Origin of the sequence: Pseudomonas sp. H9, assembly GCF_004353925.1 — a bacterium.
In the GTDB taxonomy this organism is placed as follows: domain Bacteria; phylum Pseudomonadota; class Gammaproteobacteria; order Pseudomonadales; family Pseudomonadaceae; genus Aquipseudomonas.
Genome location: NZ_SMOK01000007.1, coordinates 53,142 through 73,509, shown reverse-complemented (window position 1 = coordinate 73,509; position 20,368 = coordinate 53,142). Strand labels below are relative to the sequence as shown.

18 protein-coding genes and 1 pseudogene are annotated in these 20,368 nt (G+C 58.0%); 8 read left to right on the top strand and 11 right to left on the bottom strand.

Going from position 1 to position 20,368, the window contains the following annotated elements; genetic code table 11:
• Nucleotides 1-61: 61 nt before the first annotated feature.
• Nucleotides 62-1,426: a formimidoylglutamate deiminase gene (locus E1573_RS05140; RefSeq protein WP_133211273.1), complete on the top strand. Its 1,365-nt coding sequence runs from the start codon at nucleotides 62-64 to the stop codon at nucleotides 1,424-1,426.
• Nucleotides 1,427-1,501: 75 nt separating this feature from the next.
• On the opposite strand, the gene E1573_RS05135 is transcribed toward E1573_RS05140, so the two are convergent.
• From E1573_RS05135 to bamE, 6 genes are all read right to left on the bottom strand, one after another.
• Nucleotides 1,502-1,798, bottom strand: coding sequence for a hypothetical protein (locus E1573_RS05135; protein ID WP_133211271.1), 297 nt, complete (start codon nucleotides 1,796-1,798; stop codon nucleotides 1,502-1,504).
• A gap of 172 nt (nucleotides 1,799-1,970) precedes the next feature.
• Nucleotides 1,971-2,249, bottom strand: a complete 279-nt coding sequence (locus tag E1573_RS05130; protein ID WP_133211269.1) for a hypothetical protein — start codon at nucleotides 2,247-2,249, stop codon at nucleotides 1,971-1,973.
• On the bottom strand, nucleotides 2,246-2,959 hold the full coding sequence (locus E1573_RS05125) for a DUF4225 domain-containing protein (RefSeq protein ID WP_133211267.1): 714 nt from the start codon (nucleotides 2,957-2,959) through the stop codon (nucleotides 2,246-2,248). Before E1573_RS05125 ends, E1573_RS05130 begins: the two co-directional genes overlap by 4 nt.
• Nucleotides 2,956-3,441 carry an Hcp family type VI secretion system effector gene (locus tag E1573_RS05120; RefSeq protein ID WP_133211265.1) on the bottom strand — a complete coding sequence of 162 codons (486 nt, stop codon included), beginning with the start codon at nucleotides 3,439-3,441 and terminating at the stop codon, nucleotides 2,956-2,958. The genes E1573_RS05125 and E1573_RS05120 overlap by 4 nt, the downstream gene beginning before the upstream one ends.
• A gap of 162 nt (nucleotides 3,442-3,603) precedes the next feature.
• On the bottom strand, nucleotides 3,604-4,179 hold the full coding sequence (locus E1573_RS05115) for a lipocalin family protein (RefSeq protein WP_133211263.1): 576 nt from the start codon (nucleotides 4,177-4,179) through the stop codon (nucleotides 3,604-3,606).
• Complete coding sequence (bamE, locus tag E1573_RS05110) at nucleotides 4,179-4,433, bottom strand: outer membrane protein assembly factor BamE (RefSeq protein ID WP_133211261.1); 255 nt, start codon at nucleotides 4,431-4,433, stop codon at nucleotides 4,179-4,181. Before bamE ends, E1573_RS05115 begins: the two co-directional genes overlap by 1 nt.
• 233 nt (nucleotides 4,434-4,666) lie before the next feature.
• On the opposite strand from bamE, the pseudogene E1573_RS27165 reads away from it, so the two are divergent.
• Nucleotides 4,667-5,704, top strand: a pseudogene (locus E1573_RS27165) (cache and HAMP domain-containing protein); the annotation flags it as partial.
• Nucleotides 5,705-5,728: 24 nt separating this feature from the next.
• Nucleotides 5,729-6,559 carry a methyl-accepting chemotaxis protein gene (locus E1573_RS27160; RefSeq protein WP_371925130.1) on the top strand — a complete coding sequence of 277 codons (831 nt, stop codon included), beginning with the start codon at nucleotides 5,729-5,731 and terminating at the stop codon, nucleotides 6,557-6,559.
• 87 nt (nucleotides 6,560-6,646) lie between these two features.
• Here the strand turns inward: E1573_RS27160 and E1573_RS05100 are convergent, their stop codons facing one another.
• From E1573_RS05100 to E1573_RS05090, 3 genes are all read right to left on the bottom strand, one after another.
• Complete coding sequence (locus E1573_RS05100) at nucleotides 6,647-7,243, bottom strand: DUF924 family protein (protein WP_133211257.1); 597 nt, start codon at nucleotides 7,241-7,243, stop codon at nucleotides 6,647-6,649.
• A gap of 3 nt (nucleotides 7,244-7,246) precedes the next feature.
• A complete protein-coding gene (locus E1573_RS05095; protein ID WP_133211255.1) occupies nucleotides 7,247-8,257 on the bottom strand; it encodes a class 1 fructose-bisphosphatase in 1,011 nt (336 codons plus the stop codon).
• Nucleotides 8,258-8,399: 142 nt separating this feature from the next.
• A complete protein-coding gene (locus E1573_RS05090; RefSeq protein WP_133211253.1) occupies nucleotides 8,400-10,850 on the bottom strand; it encodes a glycogen/starch/alpha-glucan phosphorylase in 2,451 nt (816 codons plus the stop codon).
• Nucleotides 10,851-11,047: 197 nt separating this feature from the next.
• On the opposite strand from E1573_RS05090, the gene E1573_RS05085 reads away from it, so the two are divergent.
• The gene (locus tag E1573_RS05085; RefSeq protein ID WP_133211251.1) at nucleotides 11,048-11,455 is read left to right on the top strand and encodes a YkgJ family cysteine cluster protein; all 408 of its coding nucleotides are present in this window, start codon (nucleotides 11,048-11,050) and stop codon (nucleotides 11,453-11,455) included.
• 130 nt (nucleotides 11,456-11,585) lie between these two features.
• Here the strand turns inward: E1573_RS05085 and typA are convergent, their stop codons facing one another.
• Nucleotides 11,586-13,409 carry a translational GTPase TypA gene (typA, locus tag E1573_RS05080; RefSeq protein WP_133211249.1) on the bottom strand — a complete coding sequence of 608 codons (1,824 nt, stop codon included), beginning with the start codon at nucleotides 13,407-13,409 and terminating at the stop codon, nucleotides 11,586-11,588.
• Nucleotides 13,410-13,537: 128 nt separating this feature from the next.
• Nucleotides 13,538-14,992, bottom strand: coding sequence for a tRNA uracil 4-sulfurtransferase ThiI (gene thiI / locus E1573_RS05075; RefSeq protein ID WP_133211247.1), 1,455 nt, complete (start codon nucleotides 14,990-14,992; stop codon nucleotides 13,538-13,540).
• Nucleotides 14,993-15,323: 331 nt separating this feature from the next.
• Here thiI and glnA point away from each other — a divergent pair, with 331 nt between their 5' ends.
• The 4 genes from glnA (at nucleotide 15,324) to ntrC (ending at nucleotide 20,205) form a co-directional block, all read left to right on the top strand.
• Entirely contained in the window at nucleotides 15,324-16,730 is a 1,407-nt protein-coding gene (gene glnA, locus E1573_RS05070; RefSeq protein ID WP_133211245.1) for a type I glutamate--ammonia ligase, read from the top strand.
• A gap of 151 nt (nucleotides 16,731-16,881) precedes the next feature.
• Complete coding sequence (locus E1573_RS05065) at nucleotides 16,882-17,430, top strand: chorismate mutase (protein ID WP_133211243.1); 549 nt, start codon at nucleotides 16,882-16,884, stop codon at nucleotides 17,428-17,430.
• A 256-nt stretch (nucleotides 17,431-17,686) separates the two neighbouring features.
• Entirely contained in the window at nucleotides 17,687-18,772 is a 1,086-nt protein-coding gene (gene glnL / locus E1573_RS05060; protein WP_133211241.1) for a nitrogen regulation protein NR(II), read from the top strand.
• On the top strand, nucleotides 18,769-20,205 hold the full coding sequence (ntrC, locus tag E1573_RS05055) for a nitrogen regulation protein NR(I) (RefSeq protein ID WP_133211239.1): 1,437 nt from the start codon (nucleotides 18,769-18,771) through the stop codon (nucleotides 20,203-20,205). Before glnL ends, ntrC begins: the two co-directional genes overlap by 4 nt.
• Nucleotides 20,206-20,368 lie beyond the last annotated feature (163 nt).

Here is a 20,368-nt window from a genome sequence, read left to right as displayed (position 1 = left end):
TACCCAGCAGGCAAACGTCTGTATATGTATATACAAATAATCACAATGAGGTGTTGCACCGATGTCCGTCTTCTTTGCCGAGCGCGCGCTGCTGCCTACGGGCTGGGCCGAAAACGTCCGAATCGAGGTCGGTGCCGATGGTTTGCTCAGCCGTATTCAGCCTGGCGCCCAAGCAGAAGGCGCCGAACGTCTGGCTGGCCCGTTGCTGCCGGGCATGCCCAACCTGCACTCGCATGCGTTTCAGCGAGCAATGGCCGGGTTGGCAGAGGTCGCGGGCAACCCTAACGACAGCTTCTGGACTTGGCGCGAACTGATGTACCGCCTGGTCGGCAAGATCAGCCCCGAGCAATTGCAGGTGATCGCCCGCCAGCTGTACATCGAGATGCTCAAGGCCGGCTACACCTCCGTTGCCGAGTTTCACTATGTGCACCATGACAGCCATGGCCAGCCCTATGCCGACCCAGCCGAGCTGTCGCTGCGTATCAGCCAGGCGGCCAGCGCCAGCGGCATCGGCCTGACCTTGCTGCCGGTGCTGTACAGCCATTCAGGCTTCGGTGGGCAGGCGCCAAACGAAGGTCAGCGACGCTTCATCAACAGCACCGAACAGTACCTGAACCTGCAAGCGCGGCTCGCGCCTCACCTGGCGAAGCAGCCTGTCCAGGCGCTGGGCCTGTGCTTCCATTCCCTGCGCGCGGTGACTCCAGAGCAGATTGCCCAGGTGCTGGAGGCTAGCGACAAGGCCTGCCCAGTACATATCCACATCGCCGAGCAACAGAAGGAAGTCGACGACTGCCTGGCCTGGAGTGGGCGCCGCCCTCTGCAATGGCTGTACGAAAACACCGAAGTTGATCAACGCTGGTGCCTGGTTCACGCGACCCATGCCGAGCCCGACGAAGTCGAGCTGATGGCCCGCAGCGGAGCCGTCGCAGGCCTGTGCCTGACCACCGAAGCGAACCTTGGCGACGGCATCTTCCCGGCAGTGGACTACCTGGCCCAGGGCGGACGCCTGGGTATCGGTTCCGATAGCCATGTATCGCTGAGCGTGGTCGAAGAACTACGCTGGCTGGAATACGGCCAGCGCCTGCGTGACCAGCGCCGCAATCGTCTGTATCGCGGCGATCAGCCGATGGTTGGACGGACCTTGTATGACGCCGCGTTAAGCGGTGGTGCGCAGGCGCTGGGACAGCCGATTGGTGAACTGGCCGTGGGCAAACGGGCGGACTGGCTGGTGCTTGATGGTGCCGATCCGTATCTGGCGACTGCCAGCGAGGATGGCATTCTTAATCGCTGGTTGTTCGCCGGAAGTGATCGTCAGGTGCGGGATGTGATGGTCAATGGCCAGTGGGTGGTGCGCCACGGGCGGCATGCCCAAGAAGAAGAAAGTGCGCAGGCGTTTGCCGGTGTACTGAAGGCGGTTTTGGGTTGATATACAAAAAATGCCTTACTCTGCTCACAGGGCAAGGCATCAAAAGCAATGACATCGATGCATGTCATCTAAAAATCAGCTAGCTGATGCAGGCTCCGTCTTTAACGGAAGGAAGGTCGCCTGAACAAATGCACTAATAAGTGAAAAAAATATAACCACCGGATGCTTTTCAAGCAAACGAGTGATATCGCCAACAAACAACAGGTCTTGATAAAACGCAACACCTAGATGAACGCAAACTAGAAAGCAAGCAAATAGAATACAGAGCAGTGCTACGGGAATGCTTAAATCAGGCCCAGTGAAGCGAATTTTCAAAAGGTATCCAGACCAAAGCCCCAGAAAAGATACAACCACATAAATCCATATAGTCATTAGCAAAACTCTTTTTGCACCTGGCAAATACTTTGACCATTAGCATTCACCTAAGTAATTAGAGGCACTTTACCAGTTGCACTGCAAGACCTCACATAGTCACTCGGAAACCAATAAAAACCGCTGACAACTGAAGTTTCTAGAGCAAGCAACTCAACCACCCTGCAAGCGCTCAGTCCTTTTTTGGAATAAATGTCGCCTGTACAACTGCAGCAACTATCGCCAACCAAAGAACAAGTGGATACTCATCGACACTGCTGGACACGTCACCAACGAAAAATATATCTCCATACGTGACAATATCCAAATGCAGCGCGATAAAAAATCCATTAAACAAAAAACAAAAGAAAACCCCTGGAAAGCCCAAATCTGGACCTGTGAAAGCTCTCTTGAAGTAACGACCAAGACAAAGCCCAGCAATGAGCAAAGTCAAATACAACAGAAGCTTCAATTATCCAGCTCCTCTTGTATCTGCCGAACACTTGAAATATTTGACCCCGCCTCCACAGACAAAGAAAAAACACCTGCACTATTGTAAGCACGCATGTAATCAGAGGGCATACGATAAAACAGGCGCCAGGCGCCAGGTTTCACAACCATTCTAAATAGGCTATAACCCGATAACCCTATGTCCGTAGCCGCGTATGCGACATTCCCTGCGGACTTTGTCCCCCCTAGCCCTTCAGCGATTTTTTGATACCCCTTCCTTACCGGCCCCTCTACATCAGTGCGATCTTCAAAGATATTCCGGCCTCCCTCATACATATTGTTAGCCCCATGCGCCATCAGTGGAATACCCGCCACCACACAAAGCGTCCCCGCTGAGCCGTAGCAAATACCTACCCCAGTTGCTACCTGCGCGCCACCAGCTACTACACCTATGCTTTTCCTCCCTACTTCAACAGTCGCCACCGCCAATCTGCGCATCGTCTGAATGAGTTCAGCAAGCCCCGACTCAGGCGTTCTATTACCCAACTCAACATCATCCACCACCCGCTTGGCGTAATAGGCAAGCTCCCGATTGAACTGCATCCGCTGCCTACCATCGCGCAGCAGCCGTGCACTCGATGTGCACGCCTGTTTCGTCAAGCGGACGGCCGCATCGTTGACCTCCCAAAAAGCGTCACTGTCGAGCCGCAAAGGCGAAGGTCGACTGCTCATTCATCTTCCTCCCAGAAGCTGATGCCGCATGTGCCCGCAAGGTGATGAGTCCAGGTAATAGTGCGATAGCGAAAGGAAATCTGCTCTTGCGCTTCGGCATCGCTGTGTAGCACGGCGTGAGGCAAATCGAGCAGCAGGTCAGCGACTTGGCCACCTTCCAGCTCGATGGTGTAGTACTTCTCTTGAGTACCGAAGGCAGACGTGCGGTAGAAGCGGATGGTGCACTTAATCTCTTCCCGATTGCTCAGGGCCTGCGCCAGCAACGGTGAGGATTTGTCGACATTCTTGGTAATTACGATTGGTGTGTGCGTGGCGCGTTTGATGTTGCCCACGTTGGCCATGCGGTGATTCAGCGCCAGCACCATGATCTCGTCGGTATGGGCGGCCTGGCATTTGTTGCCGATCGAATCCTGAGTTGAACAGCCTGCCGAGATAAGACCTTGCGTCTTACCGGTGATGGTCATGTAACCGTAGCTTGCCATATGCATTACTCCCTGTAGTCAGAGAGCGAAGCCTAGCGGGCAGGCGCCAGGGGATATGTAGGGCGCTTCCGATAATTGTTACAAGAGCTGGTATTTGATCATCGCGGGGCAAGCCCGCTCCTACCGATGCGGTGGGAGCGGGCTTGCCCCGCGATCAGGCCATCAAGGCTTATGCACAGCGATATCAGTATCCGACACCCGCCAGATCAAACGGGTAGTGTCATAACCTTGCTGGCGTGCCTTGGCCAGCAGGCTCTCACGCTGCCAGGCCGGTACGGTTGGCGTACGCGACAGTATCCACAGGTACTTGCGATCCGGGTTGCCGACCAACGCTGTCTGGTAGTCGTCGCTGACATACAGCACCCAGTACTCACCCTTGGCCACACCAGGCAGCACTTTCGAGAACCAGTTGTCGAACTCCACCCAGAGCTTGTCGGTTTTTCCCGGCACTTGTGCTGTGGCCGTTCCACTGGCTTCCTGCCACTCACCTTCTAGCGTCAGGCAACGGTTGAGCACACCCACCGAGCCATCCGGTCTGAGGTTGTAATGCGCTTCGGACTGGGCGCAGTCGCGCTGGAAGAACATTGGCAGACGCGCCAGCTCAAACCACTTGCCCTGGTAACGCTTGAGGTCGACGCTTGCGACCGTTTTGGGCGGTATCGGCCCTGTCCCCGAACTTGCGCAGCCCCCAAGAATCAGGCCGGCACACAGGGCCAGCAGCAGATACACCGGTTTCATTATTTGAGCCCCTGCCCTGAATACATCAGCACCTTGTCGGCAGCGTATTGCACGCTGATAAAGCTCTTCTCGTCACCCCAGGTGCAACTGGACATGCCCAGTGCACCAGAGCACTCCTTAGGAGAACCGAGCAGCTTTTCAACCTCGGCCTTGGCCATGCCGGCCTTAAGCTGTGAATAGTTTTCCTGATTGATCTTGTTGCACGCAGTCAGAAACACGCACAAGGACAGCAGGGCGAGGGAACGCAACGACATGAAAGGTCACTCCTGGACATGAGGGCGTAGGCGCGGTGGCCTACTGACAGCTTAGAAGGGCAAATCCGGCTCTGGTTCCCAAGCCCGCGCGCTTTCCTGCCGCCAATTGCGTACCTTTGGTCGTATAGACCGATTCGGGGTTAATCTTTTTCCGGCACCGGACGACACAGGAAAGCGCTGCGACGAATTGCCGCGCCCTCCCGTTGACCCGCTGTGTGCAGATAGACCTCGCAATGACAAAAAACCTGAAGTTCAGCCACAAGATTTTGCTGGCCGCCGCCCTGGTGGTCGCTGTTGCCTTTACCTGCTTTGTCCTGTTCAACGATTACCGTCAGCGCCAAACCTTGCGTAATAACACCGAAGCGTCCATGCAAGAGCTCGGCAGCCTGACCAGTAGCAACATCCAGACCTGGCTGCAAAGCCGTGTGCAAATCCTGCAGTCGCTGTCTCAGCAACTGGCTGTAGAAGGCGCCAATAAAGATATCCTGACCCGTAGCCTCAACCTGCCGGTGTACGGCAGTAATTTTCTCCTGACCTATTTTGGTGGCCAGGATGGTTACATGCAGTCGGTGCCGCTGGGCAGTCGCCCCGCTGACTACGACCCACGCGTACGCGGCTGGTACAAAGCCGCCAGCAGCGCGGGCCAGACCATCATTACCGAGCCGTATATTTCGGCGTCCGCGCAAAAGCTGGTGATCACCCTGGCCACGCCAGTGCTGCACCAAGGCCAATTGATCGGTGTGAACGGTGCCGACACTGATCTGGACAGCATCAGCGCAATCATCAACGCACTGAACTTCGACGGCCATGGCCAGGCCTTTATCGTCAACGGCGCCGGCAAAATCCTCGTGCACCCCGATACCAAGCTGGTACTCAAAGACCTGAGCGAAGCTTACCCCCATAACACTCCGCAGATTGGCAGCGGCCTGAAAGAGGCTGAGCAAAACGGTCATCAACAGTTCATCACCTTCACCAAGGTCAACGGCGTGCCGTCGGCGGACTGGTATGTGGCTCTGGTACTCGACCAGGACTTTGCCTTTGCCATGCTCAGCGAGTTGCGCACCTCGGCAATCGTGGCCACGGTGATTGCGGTGCTGATCATCATCGCCCTGCTCGGCGTACTGATCCGCGTACTGATGGAGCCGTTGCACGTCATGGGTCGCGCGATGCATGACATCGCCGAAGGTGAAGGCGACCTCACCCGCCGCCTATGCATCCACGGCCAGGATGAATTCGGCAGCCTCGGGCAATCGTTCAACCGCTTTGTCGAACGCATCCATGAGTCGATCCGTGAAGTGTCGTCGGCCACCGGGCAGGTCAACGAAGTCGCTCTGCGTGTCATCAGTGCCTCGAATGCGTCGATCCATAATGCTGACCAACAGGCCAGCCGCACCAGCAGTGTGGCCGCTGCAATCAACGAGTTGGGCGCCGCCGCTCAGGAGATCGCCCAGAACGCCGCCCTCGCCTCGCAGCACTCCAGCGATGCGCGCAGCCTGGCGGAAGAGGGCCAGCAGGTGGTGGAGCAAACCATCGAGGTCATGCATCAACTGTCGAACCGCATCAGCGATTCGTGCGGCAACATCGAAACGCTCAATGCCAACACGGTGAACATCGGCCAGATTCTGGAAGTGATCAGCGGCATCTCGCAACAGACCAATCTGCTGGCCCTCAATGCCGCCATCGAAGCCGCACGCGCCGGTGAAGCCGGGCGCGGCTTCGCCGTGGTTGCCGATGAAGTGCGCAACCTGGCCCACCGCACTCAGGATTCGGCACAACAGGTGCAGCGCATCATCGAAGAGCTGCAGGCGGGCGCGCAAGTGGCGGTCAGCACCATGACCGAAAGCCAGAGCCACAGCCAGCACAGCGTCGGTATTGCCAATCAGGCGGGTGAGCGTCTGGGCAGCGTGACCCAACGCATTGGCGAGATCGATGGCATGAACCAGTCGGTCGCCACCGCCACCGAAGAGCAGACAGCCGTGGTCGAGTCGATCAATGTCGATATTACCGAGATCAACATGCTCAATCAGGAAGGGGTGGAAAACCTGCAAGCGACATTGCGCGCCTGCAATGACCTGGAGAATCAGGCCAGCCGTTTGAAGCATCTGGTGGGTAGTTTCAGGATTTAAGCGTGAAGCAATCGCGGGGCAAGCCCGCTCCCACAAAGGTGATTCACCAACCTGTGGGAGCGGGCTTGCCCCGCGATGCAGTTCAGCTCAAAACCGCGACCCTGGCTCCAGAAGAAAATCCATTTCTTCATCGGTACTCGGTCGGTTCAGCACCAGGTTACGGTGCGGGAAGCGACCAAAGCGGGCAATCACCCGCTGGTGCTGTTCGGCGTAGTCAAGAAACCCTTCGAACAACACCCGGTCACGCTCTGGCTGGGCGTCGAGCAGCATCTTGCTGCGCTCGACACTGATGTTCTGCCAATCAAGCACTTCGGCATGCTCCAGCACCAGCAGGACAAACACCCGCTGGATCGGCAGCAATTGAAAGTCCCAGTTCTTCTGCAGCCCCTGCATGACCACCACCTGCGCACGCCGGTCGCCTTCAAAGGCGCGCGGCGTATCGCGGTAGATCATGCGTGGCAACTGATCCAGCAGCAGGATCAGCCCCAGCCAGCCCTGCGGGCTTTGCTGCCACTCATCCAGGCCGCCAGCCAGGGCATGCTCGACCAGGTCACCGAAGCGCTCCTGCGCCTCGGCATCATGGTGCTTGCCGAACCACAGGGTACTCTTCTCGTCAGCGACGCTCTGGGGGCTGGTGCCCCATCCGAACCACCACTCCAGTAACGGCTGCCAAGGTGCGAGCATGACTTACTCCTGGTGATAACCGGTAACGCGCTCGACTTCCTGCTTGGAACCGAGGAACACTGCCACACGCTGGTGCAGGCTATCGGGCTGGATGTCGAGGATGCGCTGGGTGCCGTCGGTGGAAGCACCGCCAGCCTGTTCGATGATGAACGACATCGGGTTGGCTTCGTACATCAGGCGCAGTTTGCCTGGCTTGGAAGGCTCACGGGCATCGCGCGGGTACATGAACAGACCGCCACGGGTCAGGATGCGATGTACATCGGCAACCATCGAGGCAATCCAGCGCATGTTGTAGTTCTTTTTCAGCGGGCCGGTCTCGCCTTCGAGCAACTCGCCAACGTAGCGCTGAACCGGGGCTTCCCAGTGACGCTGGTTGGACATGTTGATGGCGAATTCAGCGGTGGTTTCCGGCACCTTGATGTTCTCGTGAGTCAGCACGAAGCTGCCCAGTTCGCGGTCCAGGGTGAAACCTTTGACACCGTTGCCCAGGGTCAGGATCAGCATGGTCTGCGGACCATAGATCGCGTAACCGGCAGCGACCTGCTTGGTGCCTGGCTGCAGGAAGGCCTGCTCGTTGAGGCTTTCGTTCTGGCTCAGGTATTCGTTAGGGCAACGCAGCACCGAGAAGATGGTACCGACCGACACGTTTACATCGATGTTCGACGAGCCATCCAGCGGGTCGAAGACCAGCAGGTAGGCGCCTTTCGGGTATTTGCCCGGAATCTGGTAGGCGTTGTCCATTTCTTCGGACGCCATGCCGGCCAGGTGACCGCCCCACTCGTTGGCTTCGAGGAGAATGTCGTTGGAGATCACGTCCAGTTTCTTCTGGACTTCGCCCTGCACGTTTTCAGTGCCCATGCTGCCCAGAACACCACCCAGGGCGCCCTTGGAAACGTTGTGGCTGATCTCCTTGCACGCACGCGCCACCACTTCGATCAGGAAGCGCAGATCGGCAGGAGTACTGTTGCTGCGGGTCTGCTCAATCAAATAGCGACTCAGGGTAACGCGGGACATGTAAGGCTCCGAAGGAAGGGGGGAATAAAAACCCCCGCAGTTTACAGGGAGAGAGCAGCGCTAGCGAGCGATCCGATACGCTTGCCCGATCAGACGGCATGCAGGCCCGAGAGTTCACTGCTCCCGGGCCTTCATGCACAGCTTAGTCGAGGGCTTTCCAGATCTGCGTGGCATATTCGCGAATCGTTCGATCCGACGAGAACCACCCCATCCGCGCGGTGTTGAGCACGGCGATACGCCACCACTGCTGGGGGTCATGCCAGAGCGCTTCGACACGCATCTGGGCGTCCCAGTAAGCATCGAAGTCAGCACACACGAGAAAGCGGTCATGGGCCACCAGCGAGTCCACCAACCCCACATAGCGCGCCGGGTCATCCGGGGAAAATACTCCGCTGCGAATCGCCTGCAGGACGTCATTGAGGCGATGCGAGGCACCGATTGCGGCACTGGCGCCAAAGTCACCGCTGCGCTTGCGCGCTTCCACTTGCTGAGCGCTCAGGCCAAAGATAAACATGTTTTCGGCGCCCACCTGCTCGCACATCTCAACGTTGGCGCCGTCCAGCGTGCCGATGGTCAAAGCGCCATTGAGGCCGAACTTCATGTTGCTGGTACCGGAAGCTTCGTAACCGGCTGTGGAGATCTGCTCGGAAAGGTCAGCTGCCGGGATGATGCTTTCTGCCAGGCTGACGTTGTAGTTGGGCAGGAACACCACCTTGAGCAAGCCGCGCACGGTCGGGTCGTTGTTCACCACACGGGCAATGTCGTTGCTCAACTTGATGATCAACTTGGCCTGGTGATAACTGGCGGCCGCCTTGCCGGCAAAGATTTTCACCCGCGGCGCCCACCCTGCCCCCGGCTCGGCACGAATCGCCTGGTGCAGAGCCACGGTGTGCAGCAGGTTCAGTAGCTGGCGTTTGTATTCATGGATCCGTTTGACCTGAACATCGAACATCGCCTCGGGGTTCACGGTAACGCCCAGGCGCTCCTGAATCAGGTTGGCCAATGCTTTTTTGCTGTGCAGGCGCTGCGCGGCGAATTGCTTGCGAAAGCTGACCTTGTCGGCAAATGGGTCCAGGCCACGCAAGCGGCTTTCAGGGTTATCGAGCACCTCTTCTCCCAGCGCCTCAACCAGCATGCTGGTCAATTGCGGGTTGGCCTGGAATAGCCATCGACGGAAGGTGATGCCGTTGGTCTTGTTGTTGATCCGCTCGGGATACAGCTTGTGCAGCTCGGCGAACACAGTGCTGCGCATCAATTTGCTGTGCAGCGCCGACACGCCATTGACGCTGTGCGACCCCAGAAACGCCAGGTTACCCATGCGCACGCGACGACCATTGTCTTCTTCGATCAGCGATACGGCACGTAGCACATCGAAATCGTGAATGCCCTTGGCGCGCAAAGCATCAATGTGAAAGGCGTTGATCAGGTAGATGATCTGCATGTGCCGCGGCAGCATGCGCTCCATCAAGCTGACTGACCAGGTTTCCAGCGCCTCGGGCAACAGCGTGTGATTGGTGTACGCCAGGGTATCGACGGTCAACTGCCAGGCGGTATCCCATGGCACTTCGTGCTGGTCGACGAGCAAGCGCATCAACTCGGCCACAGCAATCGATGGGTGGGTATCGTTGAGCTGGATGGCGGCCTGCTGCGGCAGATTCAGCAGCGTGTCATGCATGTTCAGGTGACGGCGCAACAGGTCCTGCAGCGAGGCACAAACGAAGAAATACTCCTGGCGCAGGCGCAGCTCCTGACCGGCTTCGGTACTGTCAGCCGGATACAGCACCCTTGAAATGCTTTCGGCACGCGCCACCTCGGCCACGGCACCCAAGTGGTCGCCGGCGTTGAAGCGTTCCAGATGCAGTTCCTCAAGCGCCCGTGCACGCCAAAGACGCAAGGTGTTGACGCTGGCTCCACGCCAGCCGACCACCGGAGTGTCATAGGCAACGGCCCGCACGGTTTCCGCTGGCCACCACACCTGGCGCTGCTGGCCATTGGCGTCTTGGACGGTTTCGACACTGCCACCGAAACTGATCGGGTAGATAACCTCGGCGCGCTCGAACTCCCAGGGGTTGCCGAAATCCAGCCAATTCTCGGTTTGCTCCTGCTGCCAGCCATCGACCACAGCCTGACGGAACAGGCCATGTTCGTAGCGAATACCATAGCCATGGGCAGCAATACCCAGCGTTGACATGCTTTCCATGAAGCAGGCAGCCAGCCGGCCAAGGCCACCATTGCCCAAGGCTGCGTCTGGCTCCAGCAGACGAATGCGCTCCAGATCAACGTCCAGACCACTAAGCGCCTCACGCGCAATTTCCAATAGCCCCAGGTTGCTCAAGCTATCGTAGAGCAAGCGACCGATTAGAAATTCCAGAGAGAGGTAATACACCCGCTTCTGGCTCTTGCGGTAAATCTGGCGGGTGTGATCCATCCAGTGATCGACCATGTGATCACGGGCTGCCAGAGCGATGGCTTCGAACCAGTCGTGTTCAAAAGCATGCTCGGGGTCTTTGCCGACCGCGTAAGTCAATTTATCCAGTACAGCGGTGCGGAACGCGGCCACCTCTGCGTCACGAGCGAGTGGTTCCTGAGACATGCGACGTCCTCGATCAGGTTGACGAATGCGGATGGAGATTTCTCAGCCTAGACCGTTCGACACAGAGCGACAGCGCTGGTTCTGGTTTCTGTACAAAAGTGCGACCTAATGATGACGTAATCGGCAAATGGTTGTTCACATTTTGATCAACTCCGGTATGATCGCGCGCCTACCAAAACACCTAAAACCAGAACCTGATGAAACCGACCCTAATTGCCGCGGCCGAAGTCGACCGCCTGGAAACCTGGCAGAAGTACCAAAGCCACATGTGCGGAGGCTGCAACTCGACCTGCTGCACCTTGCCAACGGAAGTGAAAATCAAAGACCTGATCCGCATGGGCGTGGTGGACGAGTTCGAGGTGGGCGAGCCGCCGAAGAATATTGCCAAGCGTTTGCAGAAGGACGGGATCATCCAGCGCTTCAACCAGAAGTCGGGGATTTTCACCCTGGCGCAGATGAGCAACGACGACTGCATCTACCTGGATCGTAAAAGCCGCCTGTGCACCATTTATGACACACGCCCGGATACCTGCCGCAACCATCCACGGGTGGGGCCGCGGCCGGGGTATTGCGCCTACATTCCCAAACCTGCGGCGCGGCGCTAAACACATCGCGGGGCAAGCCCGCTCCCACAAGCAATCACCTGTAGGAGCGGGCTTGCCCCGCGATTGGTTTTCCAGACAAACAAAAACGCCCCCGGCCTTGCGACCGGGGGCGTTTTCGTTTCAGCCGGGCTTAGTTAGCCTTGGCTTTCTTGGCAGCGCGGGTACGCTCGCCTTCGTCGAGGATCTTCTTACGCAGACGGATCGACTTAGGAGTCACTTCGCACAGCTCGTCGTCCTGGATGAATTCCAGAGCCTGTTCCAGGGTGAAGCGAACCGGCGGAACCAGAGCGATGGTTTCGTCTTTGCCCGAAGCACGCATGTTGTCGAGCTTCTTGCCTTTGGTTGGGTTAACACCCAGGTCGTTGTCACGGCTGTTCAGACCAACGATCTGACCGTTGTAGATCTCCTGGCCGTGTTCTACGAACAGCTTGCCACGAGCCTGCAGGGTTTCCAGGGAGTAGGTCAGAGCCTTGCCGGTTTCAACCGAAACCAGTACGCCGTTCTGACGGCCGGACATGTGGCCGGACTTCATCGGAGCGTAACGATCGAAGATCGAGGTCAGGATGCCTGCACCGTTGGTCAGGGTCAGGAACTGGTTACGGAAACCGATCAGACCACGGGCTGGAATGTTGTACTCCAGACGAACACGGCCTTTGCCATCCGGCGCCATGTTGGTCAGGTCGCCTTTACGCAGACCCATTTCTTCCATGACCTTGCCCTGAGATTCTTCAGGGATGTCGATGGTGACGTTTTCGAACGGCTCGTGTTTGGCGCCGTCGACTTCGCGGATGATTACTTCCGGACGACCAACACCCATCTCGAAGCCTTCGCGACGCATGGTTTCGATCAGAACCGACAGGTGCAGCTCACCACGGCCGGACACCTTGAACTTGTCGGCCGAGTCGCCTTCTTCAACGCGCAGTGCAACGTTGTACAGCAGCTCTTTGTCCAGACGCTCTTTGATGTTACGGCTGGTGACGAACTTGCCTTCTTTACCGCAGAACGGCGAGTCGTTGACCTGGAAGGTCATCGAAACGGTTGGCTCGTCAACGGTCAGCGGCTTCATCGCTTCTACCGCATCAGGGGAGCACAGGGTGTCGGAGATGAACAGCTCATCGAAACCGCTGATGCAGACGATGTCGCCAGCCTGAGCTTCTTCGACGTCAACGCGGTGCAGACCGTGGTGACCCATCAGCTTCAGGATACGGCCGTTACGCTTCTTGCCTTCGGTGTCGATGGCAACAACCGGGGTGTTCGGCTTGACGCGGCCACGAGCGATACGGCCAACGCCGATAACACCCAGGAAGCTGTTGTAGTCCAGTGCCGAGATTTGCATCTGGAACGGACCGTCACGGTCAACGGCTGGCGCTGGTACGTTGTCGATGATCGACTGGTACAGCGGGGTCATGTCTTCAGCCATGTCGGTGTGGTCCAGACCGGCAATACCGTTCAGGGCCGAGGCGTAGACGACTTTGAAGTCCAGCTGTTCGTCGGTGGCACCGAGGTTGTCGAACAGATCGAAGATCTGGTCCAGAACCCAGTCAGGACGCGCGCCCGGACGGTCAACCTTGTTGATGACCACGATTGGACGCAGGCCGGCTTCGAACGCCTTCTTGGTCACGAAACGGGTTTGCGGCATAGGGCCGTCTTGGGCGTCGACCAGCAGCAGCACGGAGTCAACCATCGACATTACACGCTCAACCTCGCCACCGAAGTCGGCGTGGCCGGGGGTGTCGACGATGTTGATGTGGTAGCCGTTCCAGTTGATGGCGGTGTTTTTCGCCAGAATGGTAATACCGCGCTCTTTTTCCTGGTCGTTGGAGTCCATGACGCGCTCGTCGTTGAGCTCGTTACGCTCCAGAGTGCCGGACTGACGCAGGAGTTTGTCAACCAGGGTGGTTTTACCATGGTCAACGTGGGCGATGATGGCGATGTTACGCAGATTTTCGATCACGTGTGTATCTCGATCAGAGGATTCGGGTTGCCGCCCAGTCTAGGCGGCGAATATGAATGAATGGCGCTCAAACGGCCCGGTGGTCGGGAGGGCGATGGCGGATGCTCCCGCCATATAGCCCCGGCGTTTTATGTCGGACGATAAACGCGCACATTGGCATGTCCCTCACTGAGCAAATGATGGGCGTGCAGGCGACTCATTACCCCCTTGTCGCAATACAACAGGTACTGGCGCGTAGCATCCAGCTCCTTGAAGCGACTGTTCAGGGCGTAGAACGGCAAGGCCTTGACCTCGATGCCGTCCAGTTCCAGGGGCTGGTCTTCCTGGGCATCGGGGTGACGAATATCAATCACCACCTGCCCGGCCAGCGCCTGGCTGACTTCTTCAATTTCAATATCCTGACCGAGTTCATCGATCACATTGTCGATGGACACCAGGCGAGCACGCTCCAGAGCGCGCTCAAGCACAGCCATGTCGAACTGCTTTTCTTCATGGTCAACGCGGTGACGCTTGGCACAGGTAGTCGGGTTCACCGAGATCACGCCGCAGTATTCCGGCATGTGCTTGGCGAACTCGGCGGTTCCGATCTGGTTGGCCTGATCGATAATGTCTTGCTTGTGGCTGGCCAACAGCGGGCGCAGTACCAGCTTCTCGGTGGCCGAATCGATCACCGCCAGGTTCGGCAGGGTCTGGCTCGACACCTGCGAGATCGCCTCACCGGTCACCAGTGCATCAATTTCAAGGCGATCCGCGATGTTGCTGGCAGCACGCAGCATCATGCGCTTGAGGGTCACGCCCATGTAGCTGTTGTCGACCTTGCCGAGAATCTCGCCGACCACTTCTTCGAACGGTACGCTGACGAACAGCACGCGCTGGCTGCTGCCGTATTTTTTCCACAGGAAGTGGGCAACTTCCATCACCCCCAACTCGTGGGCACGGCCGCCGAGGTTGAAGAAGCAGAAGTGGGTCATCAGGCCGCGACGCATCATCTGGTAGGCCGCGACCGTGGAGTCGAAACCACCGGACATCAGCACCAGGGTCTGCTCCAGGGCGCCCAGTGGGTAGCCGCCGATGCCCTTGTGCTGGTTGTGAATCACGTACAGAAGCTTGTCTCGCACTTCGATACGCACCTCGACCTCGGGGTTGCGCAGGTCGATACCGGCGGCGCCGCACTGCTGACGCAGCTGGCTGCCGACATAACGATCGACATCCATCGAAGTGAAGTCGTGATGGCCGCCACGCTTGCAGCGTACGGCGAAGCGCTTGCCGGCCAGCAGGTGACCGAAGTGCGTTTTGCACTTGGCGACGATGTCGTCGAAGTCACCCAGCGGGTATTCGTCGACCTGCAGGAAGTGGGCGATGCCCGGCATGCAGGTCAGGCGCTCGGTCATCTCGCGCAGGACTTTTTCGTCCTCGATGCGGGTGACCACCTCGAGGTTGTCCCAGACACCGTCAACCGCGAGCGCAGGATCGAGGTCCTTGAGCACGGTACGGATGTTGCGGCCCAGTTGACGGATGAAACGCTTGCGAACCGGGCGGCTCTTGATGGTGATCTCTGGGAAGACTTTTACGATTAGTTTCATGAAAAACAGCGCGCGAGGTGCCGACTAAAAAAGTGGGGCGCGGATTATAGCGGAAATTGCTCAAGGTTTAACCAATTAATGTACAGAAGGTTTCTTGCGCACCATTTCGGTGCAATGCACCTTTTTAACGCCTCTTAAGGGTGCACAAAACCACCTGCTTTTGAGCCAAACACCGCTGCAGTGCCTGAGAATCGGGCAAAAAATCCAAACCGGGGCACTGGCATGCAATTTGCTCCCTTGTGAGGCAGGTTGCCTTGGCCGACTATTCGCGCCCGGCATCACCCAAATTAAAGGGCTGCACAGGCAAGCTCTACCCCACCCGGAGGACACTATGTCGAAGTCGGTTCAACTCATCAAAGATCATGACGTTAAATGGATTGATCTGCGCTTCACGGACACCAAAGGCACCCAGCACCACGTGACCATGCCAGCTCGTGATGCGCTGGAAGACGACTTCTTCGAAGTCGGCAAAATGTTCGACGGTTCCTCCATCGCTGGCTGGAAAGGCATCGAAGCCTCCGACATGATCCTCATGCCAGTCGACGATACCGCCGTGCTGGACCCGTTCACCGAAGAGCCGACCCTGATCCTGGTCTGCGACATCATCGAACCTTCGAGCATGCAAGGCTACGACCGCGACCCACGCGCTATCGCCAAGCGCGCTGAAGAGCACCTGAAAGCCACCATGATCGGTGACACCGTGTTCGCCGGTCCAGAGCCTGAGTTCTTCATCTTCGACGAAGTGAAGTTCAAGTCCGACATCTCCGGCTCGATGTTCAAAATTTTCTCCGAGCAAGGCTCGTGGATGTCCGACCAGGACGTCGAAGGCGGCAACCGCGGCCACCGTCCAGGCGTTAAAGGTGGCTACTTCCCAGTTCCACCGTTCGACCACGACCACGAAATCCGTACTGCCATGTGCAACGCACTGGAAGAAATGGGTCAGACCGTCGAAGTTCACCACCACGAAGTGGCAACTGCCGGCCAGAACGAAATCGGCGTCAAGTTCAACACCCTGGTGAAGAAAGCTGACGAAGTTCAAACCCTGAAGTACGTTGTTCACAACGTTGCCGATGCCTACGGCCGCACCGCCACCTTCATGCCGAAGCCACTGTACGGCGACAACGGCTCGGGCATGCACGTTCACATGTCCATCTGGAAAGATGGCAAGAACACCTTCGCTGGCGAAGGCTATGCTGGCCTGTCCGACACCGCTCTGTACTTCATCGGCGGTATCATCAAGCACGGTAAGGCTCTGAACGGTTTCACCAACCCTTCGACCAACTCCTACAAGCGTCTGGTTCCAGGCTTCGAAGCCCCGGTAATGTTGGCCTACTCGGCCCGTAACCGTTCCGCTTCGATCCGTATTCCTTACGTGTCGAGCCCGAAAGCCCGCCGTATCGAAGCCCGCTTCCCGGATCCGGCTGCCAACCCATACCTGGCCTTCGCTGCTCTGCTGATGGCCGGCCTGGACGGTATCCAGAACAAGATCCACCCAGGCGACGCTGCCGACAAGAACCTGTACGACCTGCCGCCTGAAGAGGCGAAAGAGATCCCACAAGTTTGCGGCAGCCTGAAAGAAGCTCTGGAAGAGCTGGACAAAGGCCGTGCGTTCCTGACCAAGGGCGGCGTGTTCTCTGACGACTTCATCGATGCTTACATCGCCCTGAAGAGCGAAGAAGAAATCAAGGTCCGCACCTTCGTACACCCACTGGAATATGAGCTGTACTACAGCTGCTAATTCAGTGACGCCTGCGCAAGCGGCGTGATGCAATAAAAAGAGGCCTCCTTCGGAGGCCTTCTTTTTTTCTGACAAAGGTATGCGAAGCAGCTGACAGGTAAAAAAATAAAGCAGCGGCACACTCAGGATCCCCTGTCCTGGAGGCCTTCTCATGCATAAATACATACCCGCCTTGCTACTCACGCCCCTGCTACTGAGCCAGGGTTGCGCAACACCGCCACCGCCCGACAACAATTTGCAGCGGCTGCTCAACAGTGTGGAGCAACGCCTGGACATCGCTCAGGCTGTGGCCCTGAATAAATGGGACTCGGGCCAGCCCGTGCAGGACGCTGGCCGCGAAATACAGGTGATCACCAACGTCCAGGCCCAAGCCACGCGCTTCGGCGTCGATGCAGAGCGGGCCGCCACATTTTTCACCGACCAGATCGAAGCCAACAAGCTGCTCCAGTACAGCGCACTGTCGAAATGGCATGCGGTGGGCAGTGCACCACAGACGCACCGTGTCGATCTGGCCAAACACTTGCGCCCACAACTGGACCGTCTGCAGCGCAATTTACTCAGTGAGCTTGCCGCTTTTGACCGCAATCGCCCCGAACCTTGTCAGCCTGCCGTAGCCAGAGCCATCGGACAACGGACGCAAAACCCACAGCAGGCGCTGGCCCTGATCCGCGCCACCGCCCACTTGTGCGTCGTGCGGTAATTCATTCTCTATGCTCTATATTGGTGCATGAAACGGCATGCACTGGAGCGATTCAGCCCATTTTGGTTCAAGCAGACTGCCGTTTTAGGGCTTTATAGCCATATTTAGCGCAAATACAGGTCTTTATCCGGCAGATCCGCTTCTTTTCGGAGCCTTGGTTTGTTTTTTGCATTTTCTTGTTACCAGCAGACAACCAGCGCCCGCGACTCTGGCCCCGCCAGAGTCGTCATGAGCCAAAAGAGGTCACAGACACCCCATGACCATCAGCGATGCCCTGCACCGACTGCTACTGGACAATCTGACCACCGCCACCATCCTGCTCAATGCCGACTTGCGGCTTGAGTACATGAACCCGGCGGCGGAAATGCTCCTGGCCATCAGCGGCCAGCGCAGCCATGGGCAATTCATCAGTGAGTTGTTCACCGAATCGCCTGAAGCACTCAACTCCTTGCGCCAGGCCGTGGAACACGCACACCCGTTCACCAAGCGCGAAGCGCAATTGACTTCCCTGACCGGGCAAACACAGACCGTCGACTATGCAGTCACGCCGATCCTCAACAGTGGACGGACCTTGCTGCTGCTTGAAGTACACCCTCGCGACCGGTTGCTGCGCATCACCAAAGAAGAAGCCCAGCTGTCCAAGCAGGAAACCACCAAACTGTTGGTTCGCGGCCTGGCCCACGAGATCAAGAATCCGCTGGGCGGCATTCGTGGCGCAGCGCAACTGCTGTCGCGGGAGCTGCCCGAGGAAAGCCTCAAGGATTACACCAACGTGATCATTGAAGAGGCTGATCGCTTGCGCAACCTGGTCGATCGCATGCTCGGCTCGAACAAACTGCCGTCGCTGGCGATGACCAACATCCATGAAGTTCTCGAACGAGTCTGCAGCCTGGTCGAAGCCGAGAGCCAGGGCGGCATCACCCTGGTGCGTGATTACGACCCAAGCCTGCCCGACGTCCTGATCGACCGCGAACAGATGATTCAGGCGGTGCTGAACATCGTGCGCAACGCCATGCAGGCCATCAGCGGCCAGAACGAATTGCGCCTGGGGCGTATCAGCCTGCGTACCCGCGCGATGCGTCAGTTCACCATCGGCCATACCCGCCATCGCCTGGTGGCCAAAGTCGAGATCATCGACAACGGCCCGGGCATCCCCGCCGAACTGCAGGAAACCATCTTCTACCCCATGGTCAGTGGTCGTCCGGACGGTACCGGGCTGGGCCTGGCCATCACCCAGAACATCATCAGTCAGCACCAGGGCCTGATCGAGTGTGACAGCCATCCAGGCCACACCACGTTCTCGATCTTTCTGCCGCTGGAACAAGGAGCCTCCGCCTCATGAGCCGTAGTGAAACCGTCTGGATCGTCGACGATGATCGCTCCATCCGCTGGGTCCTGGAAAAAGCCCTGCAACAGGAAGGCATGACCACCCAAAGTTTCGACAGTGCCGACGGCGTCATGAGCCGACTGGCCCGGCAACAGCCGGACGTGATCATTTCCGACATTCGCATGCCGGGGGCCAGTGGCCTGGATCTGCTGGCGCAGATCCGTGAACAACACCCGCGCCTGCCGGTGATCATTATGACCGCGCATTCAGACCTCGATAGCGCGGTGGCCTCCTATCAGGGCGGCGCATTCGAATACCTGCCCAAGCCCTTCGACGTCGATGAAGCCGTATCGCTGGTCAAGCGCGCCAATCAGCATGCCCAGGAGCAGCAAGGCCTGGATATCGCACCAAGCCTGACCCGCACCCCGGAAATCATTGGCGAAGCGCCAGCGATGCAGGAAGTGTTTCGCGCCATCGGGCGCCTGAGCCACTCCAACATCACCGTACTGATCAACGGCGAGTCCGGTACCGGTAAAGAGCTGGTAGCCCATGCCCTGCACCGCCACAGCCCTCGGGCCGCCTCACCGTTCATCGCTCTGAACATGGCAGCCATTCCCAAGGACTTGATGGAGTCCGAGTTGTTCGGCCATGAAAAAGGTGCCTTCACTGGTGCCGCCAACTTGCGCCGTGGGCGCTTCGAACAAGCCGATGGCGGTACCCTGTTTCTCGACGAAATTGGCGACATGCCCGCCGACACCCAAACGCGGTTGTTACGTGTGCTGGCTGATGGCGAGTTCTATCGGGTCGGGGGCCATGTGCCGGTCAAGGTCGATGTGCGCATCATTGCCGCAACGCACCAGAATCTGGAAACCCTGGTACAGGCCGGCAAGTTCCGTGAAGACTTGTTCCATCGCCTGAACGTGATCCGTATTCATATTCCACGCCTGGCTGACCGTCGTGAAGACATCCCGACCCTGGCACGCCACTTCCTCGGCCGCGCTGCGCAAGAGCTTGCGGTCGAACCCAAGTTGCTCAAGGCAGAAACCGAAGAGTTCATGCGCAATCTGCCGTGGCCAGGTAACGTGCGTCAGCTGGAAAACACCTGCCGCTGGATCACGGTCATGGCTTCTGGCCGGGAAGTGCATATCGGCGACCTACCGCCCGAGCTGCTGAACCTGCCGCAAGACACTGCACCGGTGACCAATTGGGAACAAGCCTTGCGCCAATGGGCTGACCAAGCGCTGAGCCGTGGGCAATCGAGCCTGCTCGATAGTGCCGTACCGAGTTTCGAGCGGATCATGATCGAAACCGCCCTCAAGCACACTGCCGGACGTCGGCGTGACGCTGCGGTATTGCTGGGCTGGGGGCGTAATACCCTGACCCGCAAGATCAAAGAGCTAGGAATGAAGGTTGACGGTGGTGAAGAAGACGGCGACGACGAGGCCTGACTTTTAGCCATATCGCGGGGCAAGCCCGCTCCCACAGGTGATGTGTGATCTTCTGTGGGAGCGGGCTTGCCCCGCGATGCTTTTTGCACCGAACCTGTGCCCAATGCACCACCGCAAGGCACGAATCCCCCGCAAAACCCCGCGCTAGACCCTTACACACCCT

Coding starts and splice junctions, on each gene's coding strand:
- thiI (WP_133211247.1), bottom strand. CDS start 14,992: ATGAAACTAATCGTAAAAGTCTTCCCAGAGATCACCATCAAGAGCCGC.
- E1573_RS05135 (WP_133211271.1), bottom strand. CDS start 1,798: ATGACTATATGGATTTATGTGGTTGTATCTTTTCTGGGGCTTTGGTCT.
- bamE (WP_133211261.1), bottom strand. CDS start 4,433: ATGTCGTTGCGTTCCCTCGCCCTGCTGTCCTTGTGCGTGTTTCTGACT.
- E1573_RS05115 (WP_133211263.1), bottom strand. CDS start 4,179: ATGAAACCGGTGTATCTGCTGCTGGCCCTGTGTGCCGGCCTGATTCTT.
- E1573_RS05140 (WP_133211273.1), top strand. CDS start 62: ATGTCCGTCTTCTTTGCCGAGCGCGCGCTGCTGCCTACGGGCTGGGCC.
- E1573_RS05120 (WP_133211265.1), bottom strand. CDS start 3,441: ATGGCAAGCTACGGTTACATGACCATCACCGGTAAGACGCAAGGTCTT.
- E1573_RS05095 (WP_133211255.1), bottom strand. CDS start 8,257: ATGTCCCGCGTTACCCTGAGTCGCTATTTGATTGAGCAGACCCGCAGC.
- E1573_RS05100 (WP_133211257.1), bottom strand. CDS start 7,243: ATGCTCGCACCTTGGCAGCCGTTACTGGAGTGGTGGTTCGGATGGGGC.
- E1573_RS05090 (WP_133211253.1), bottom strand. CDS start 10,850: ATGTCTCAGGAACCACTCGCTCGTGACGCAGAGGTGGCCGCGTTCCGC.
- E1573_RS05125 (WP_133211267.1), bottom strand. CDS start 2,959: ATGAGCAGTCGACCTTCGCCTTTGCGGCTCGACAGTGACGCTTTTTGG.
- glnL (WP_133211241.1), top strand. CDS start 17,687: ATGACCATCAGCGATGCCCTGCACCGACTGCTACTGGACAATCTGACC.
- ntrC (WP_133211239.1), top strand. CDS start 18,769: ATGAGCCGTAGTGAAACCGTCTGGATCGTCGACGATGATCGCTCCATC.
- E1573_RS05085 (WP_133211251.1), top strand. CDS start 11,048: ATGAAACCGACCCTAATTGCCGCGGCCGAAGTCGACCGCCTGGAAACC.
- glnA (WP_133211245.1), top strand. CDS start 15,324: ATGTCGAAGTCGGTTCAACTCATCAAAGATCATGACGTTAAATGGATT.
- E1573_RS05065 (WP_133211243.1), top strand. CDS start 16,882: ATGCATAAATACATACCCGCCTTGCTACTCACGCCCCTGCTACTGAGC.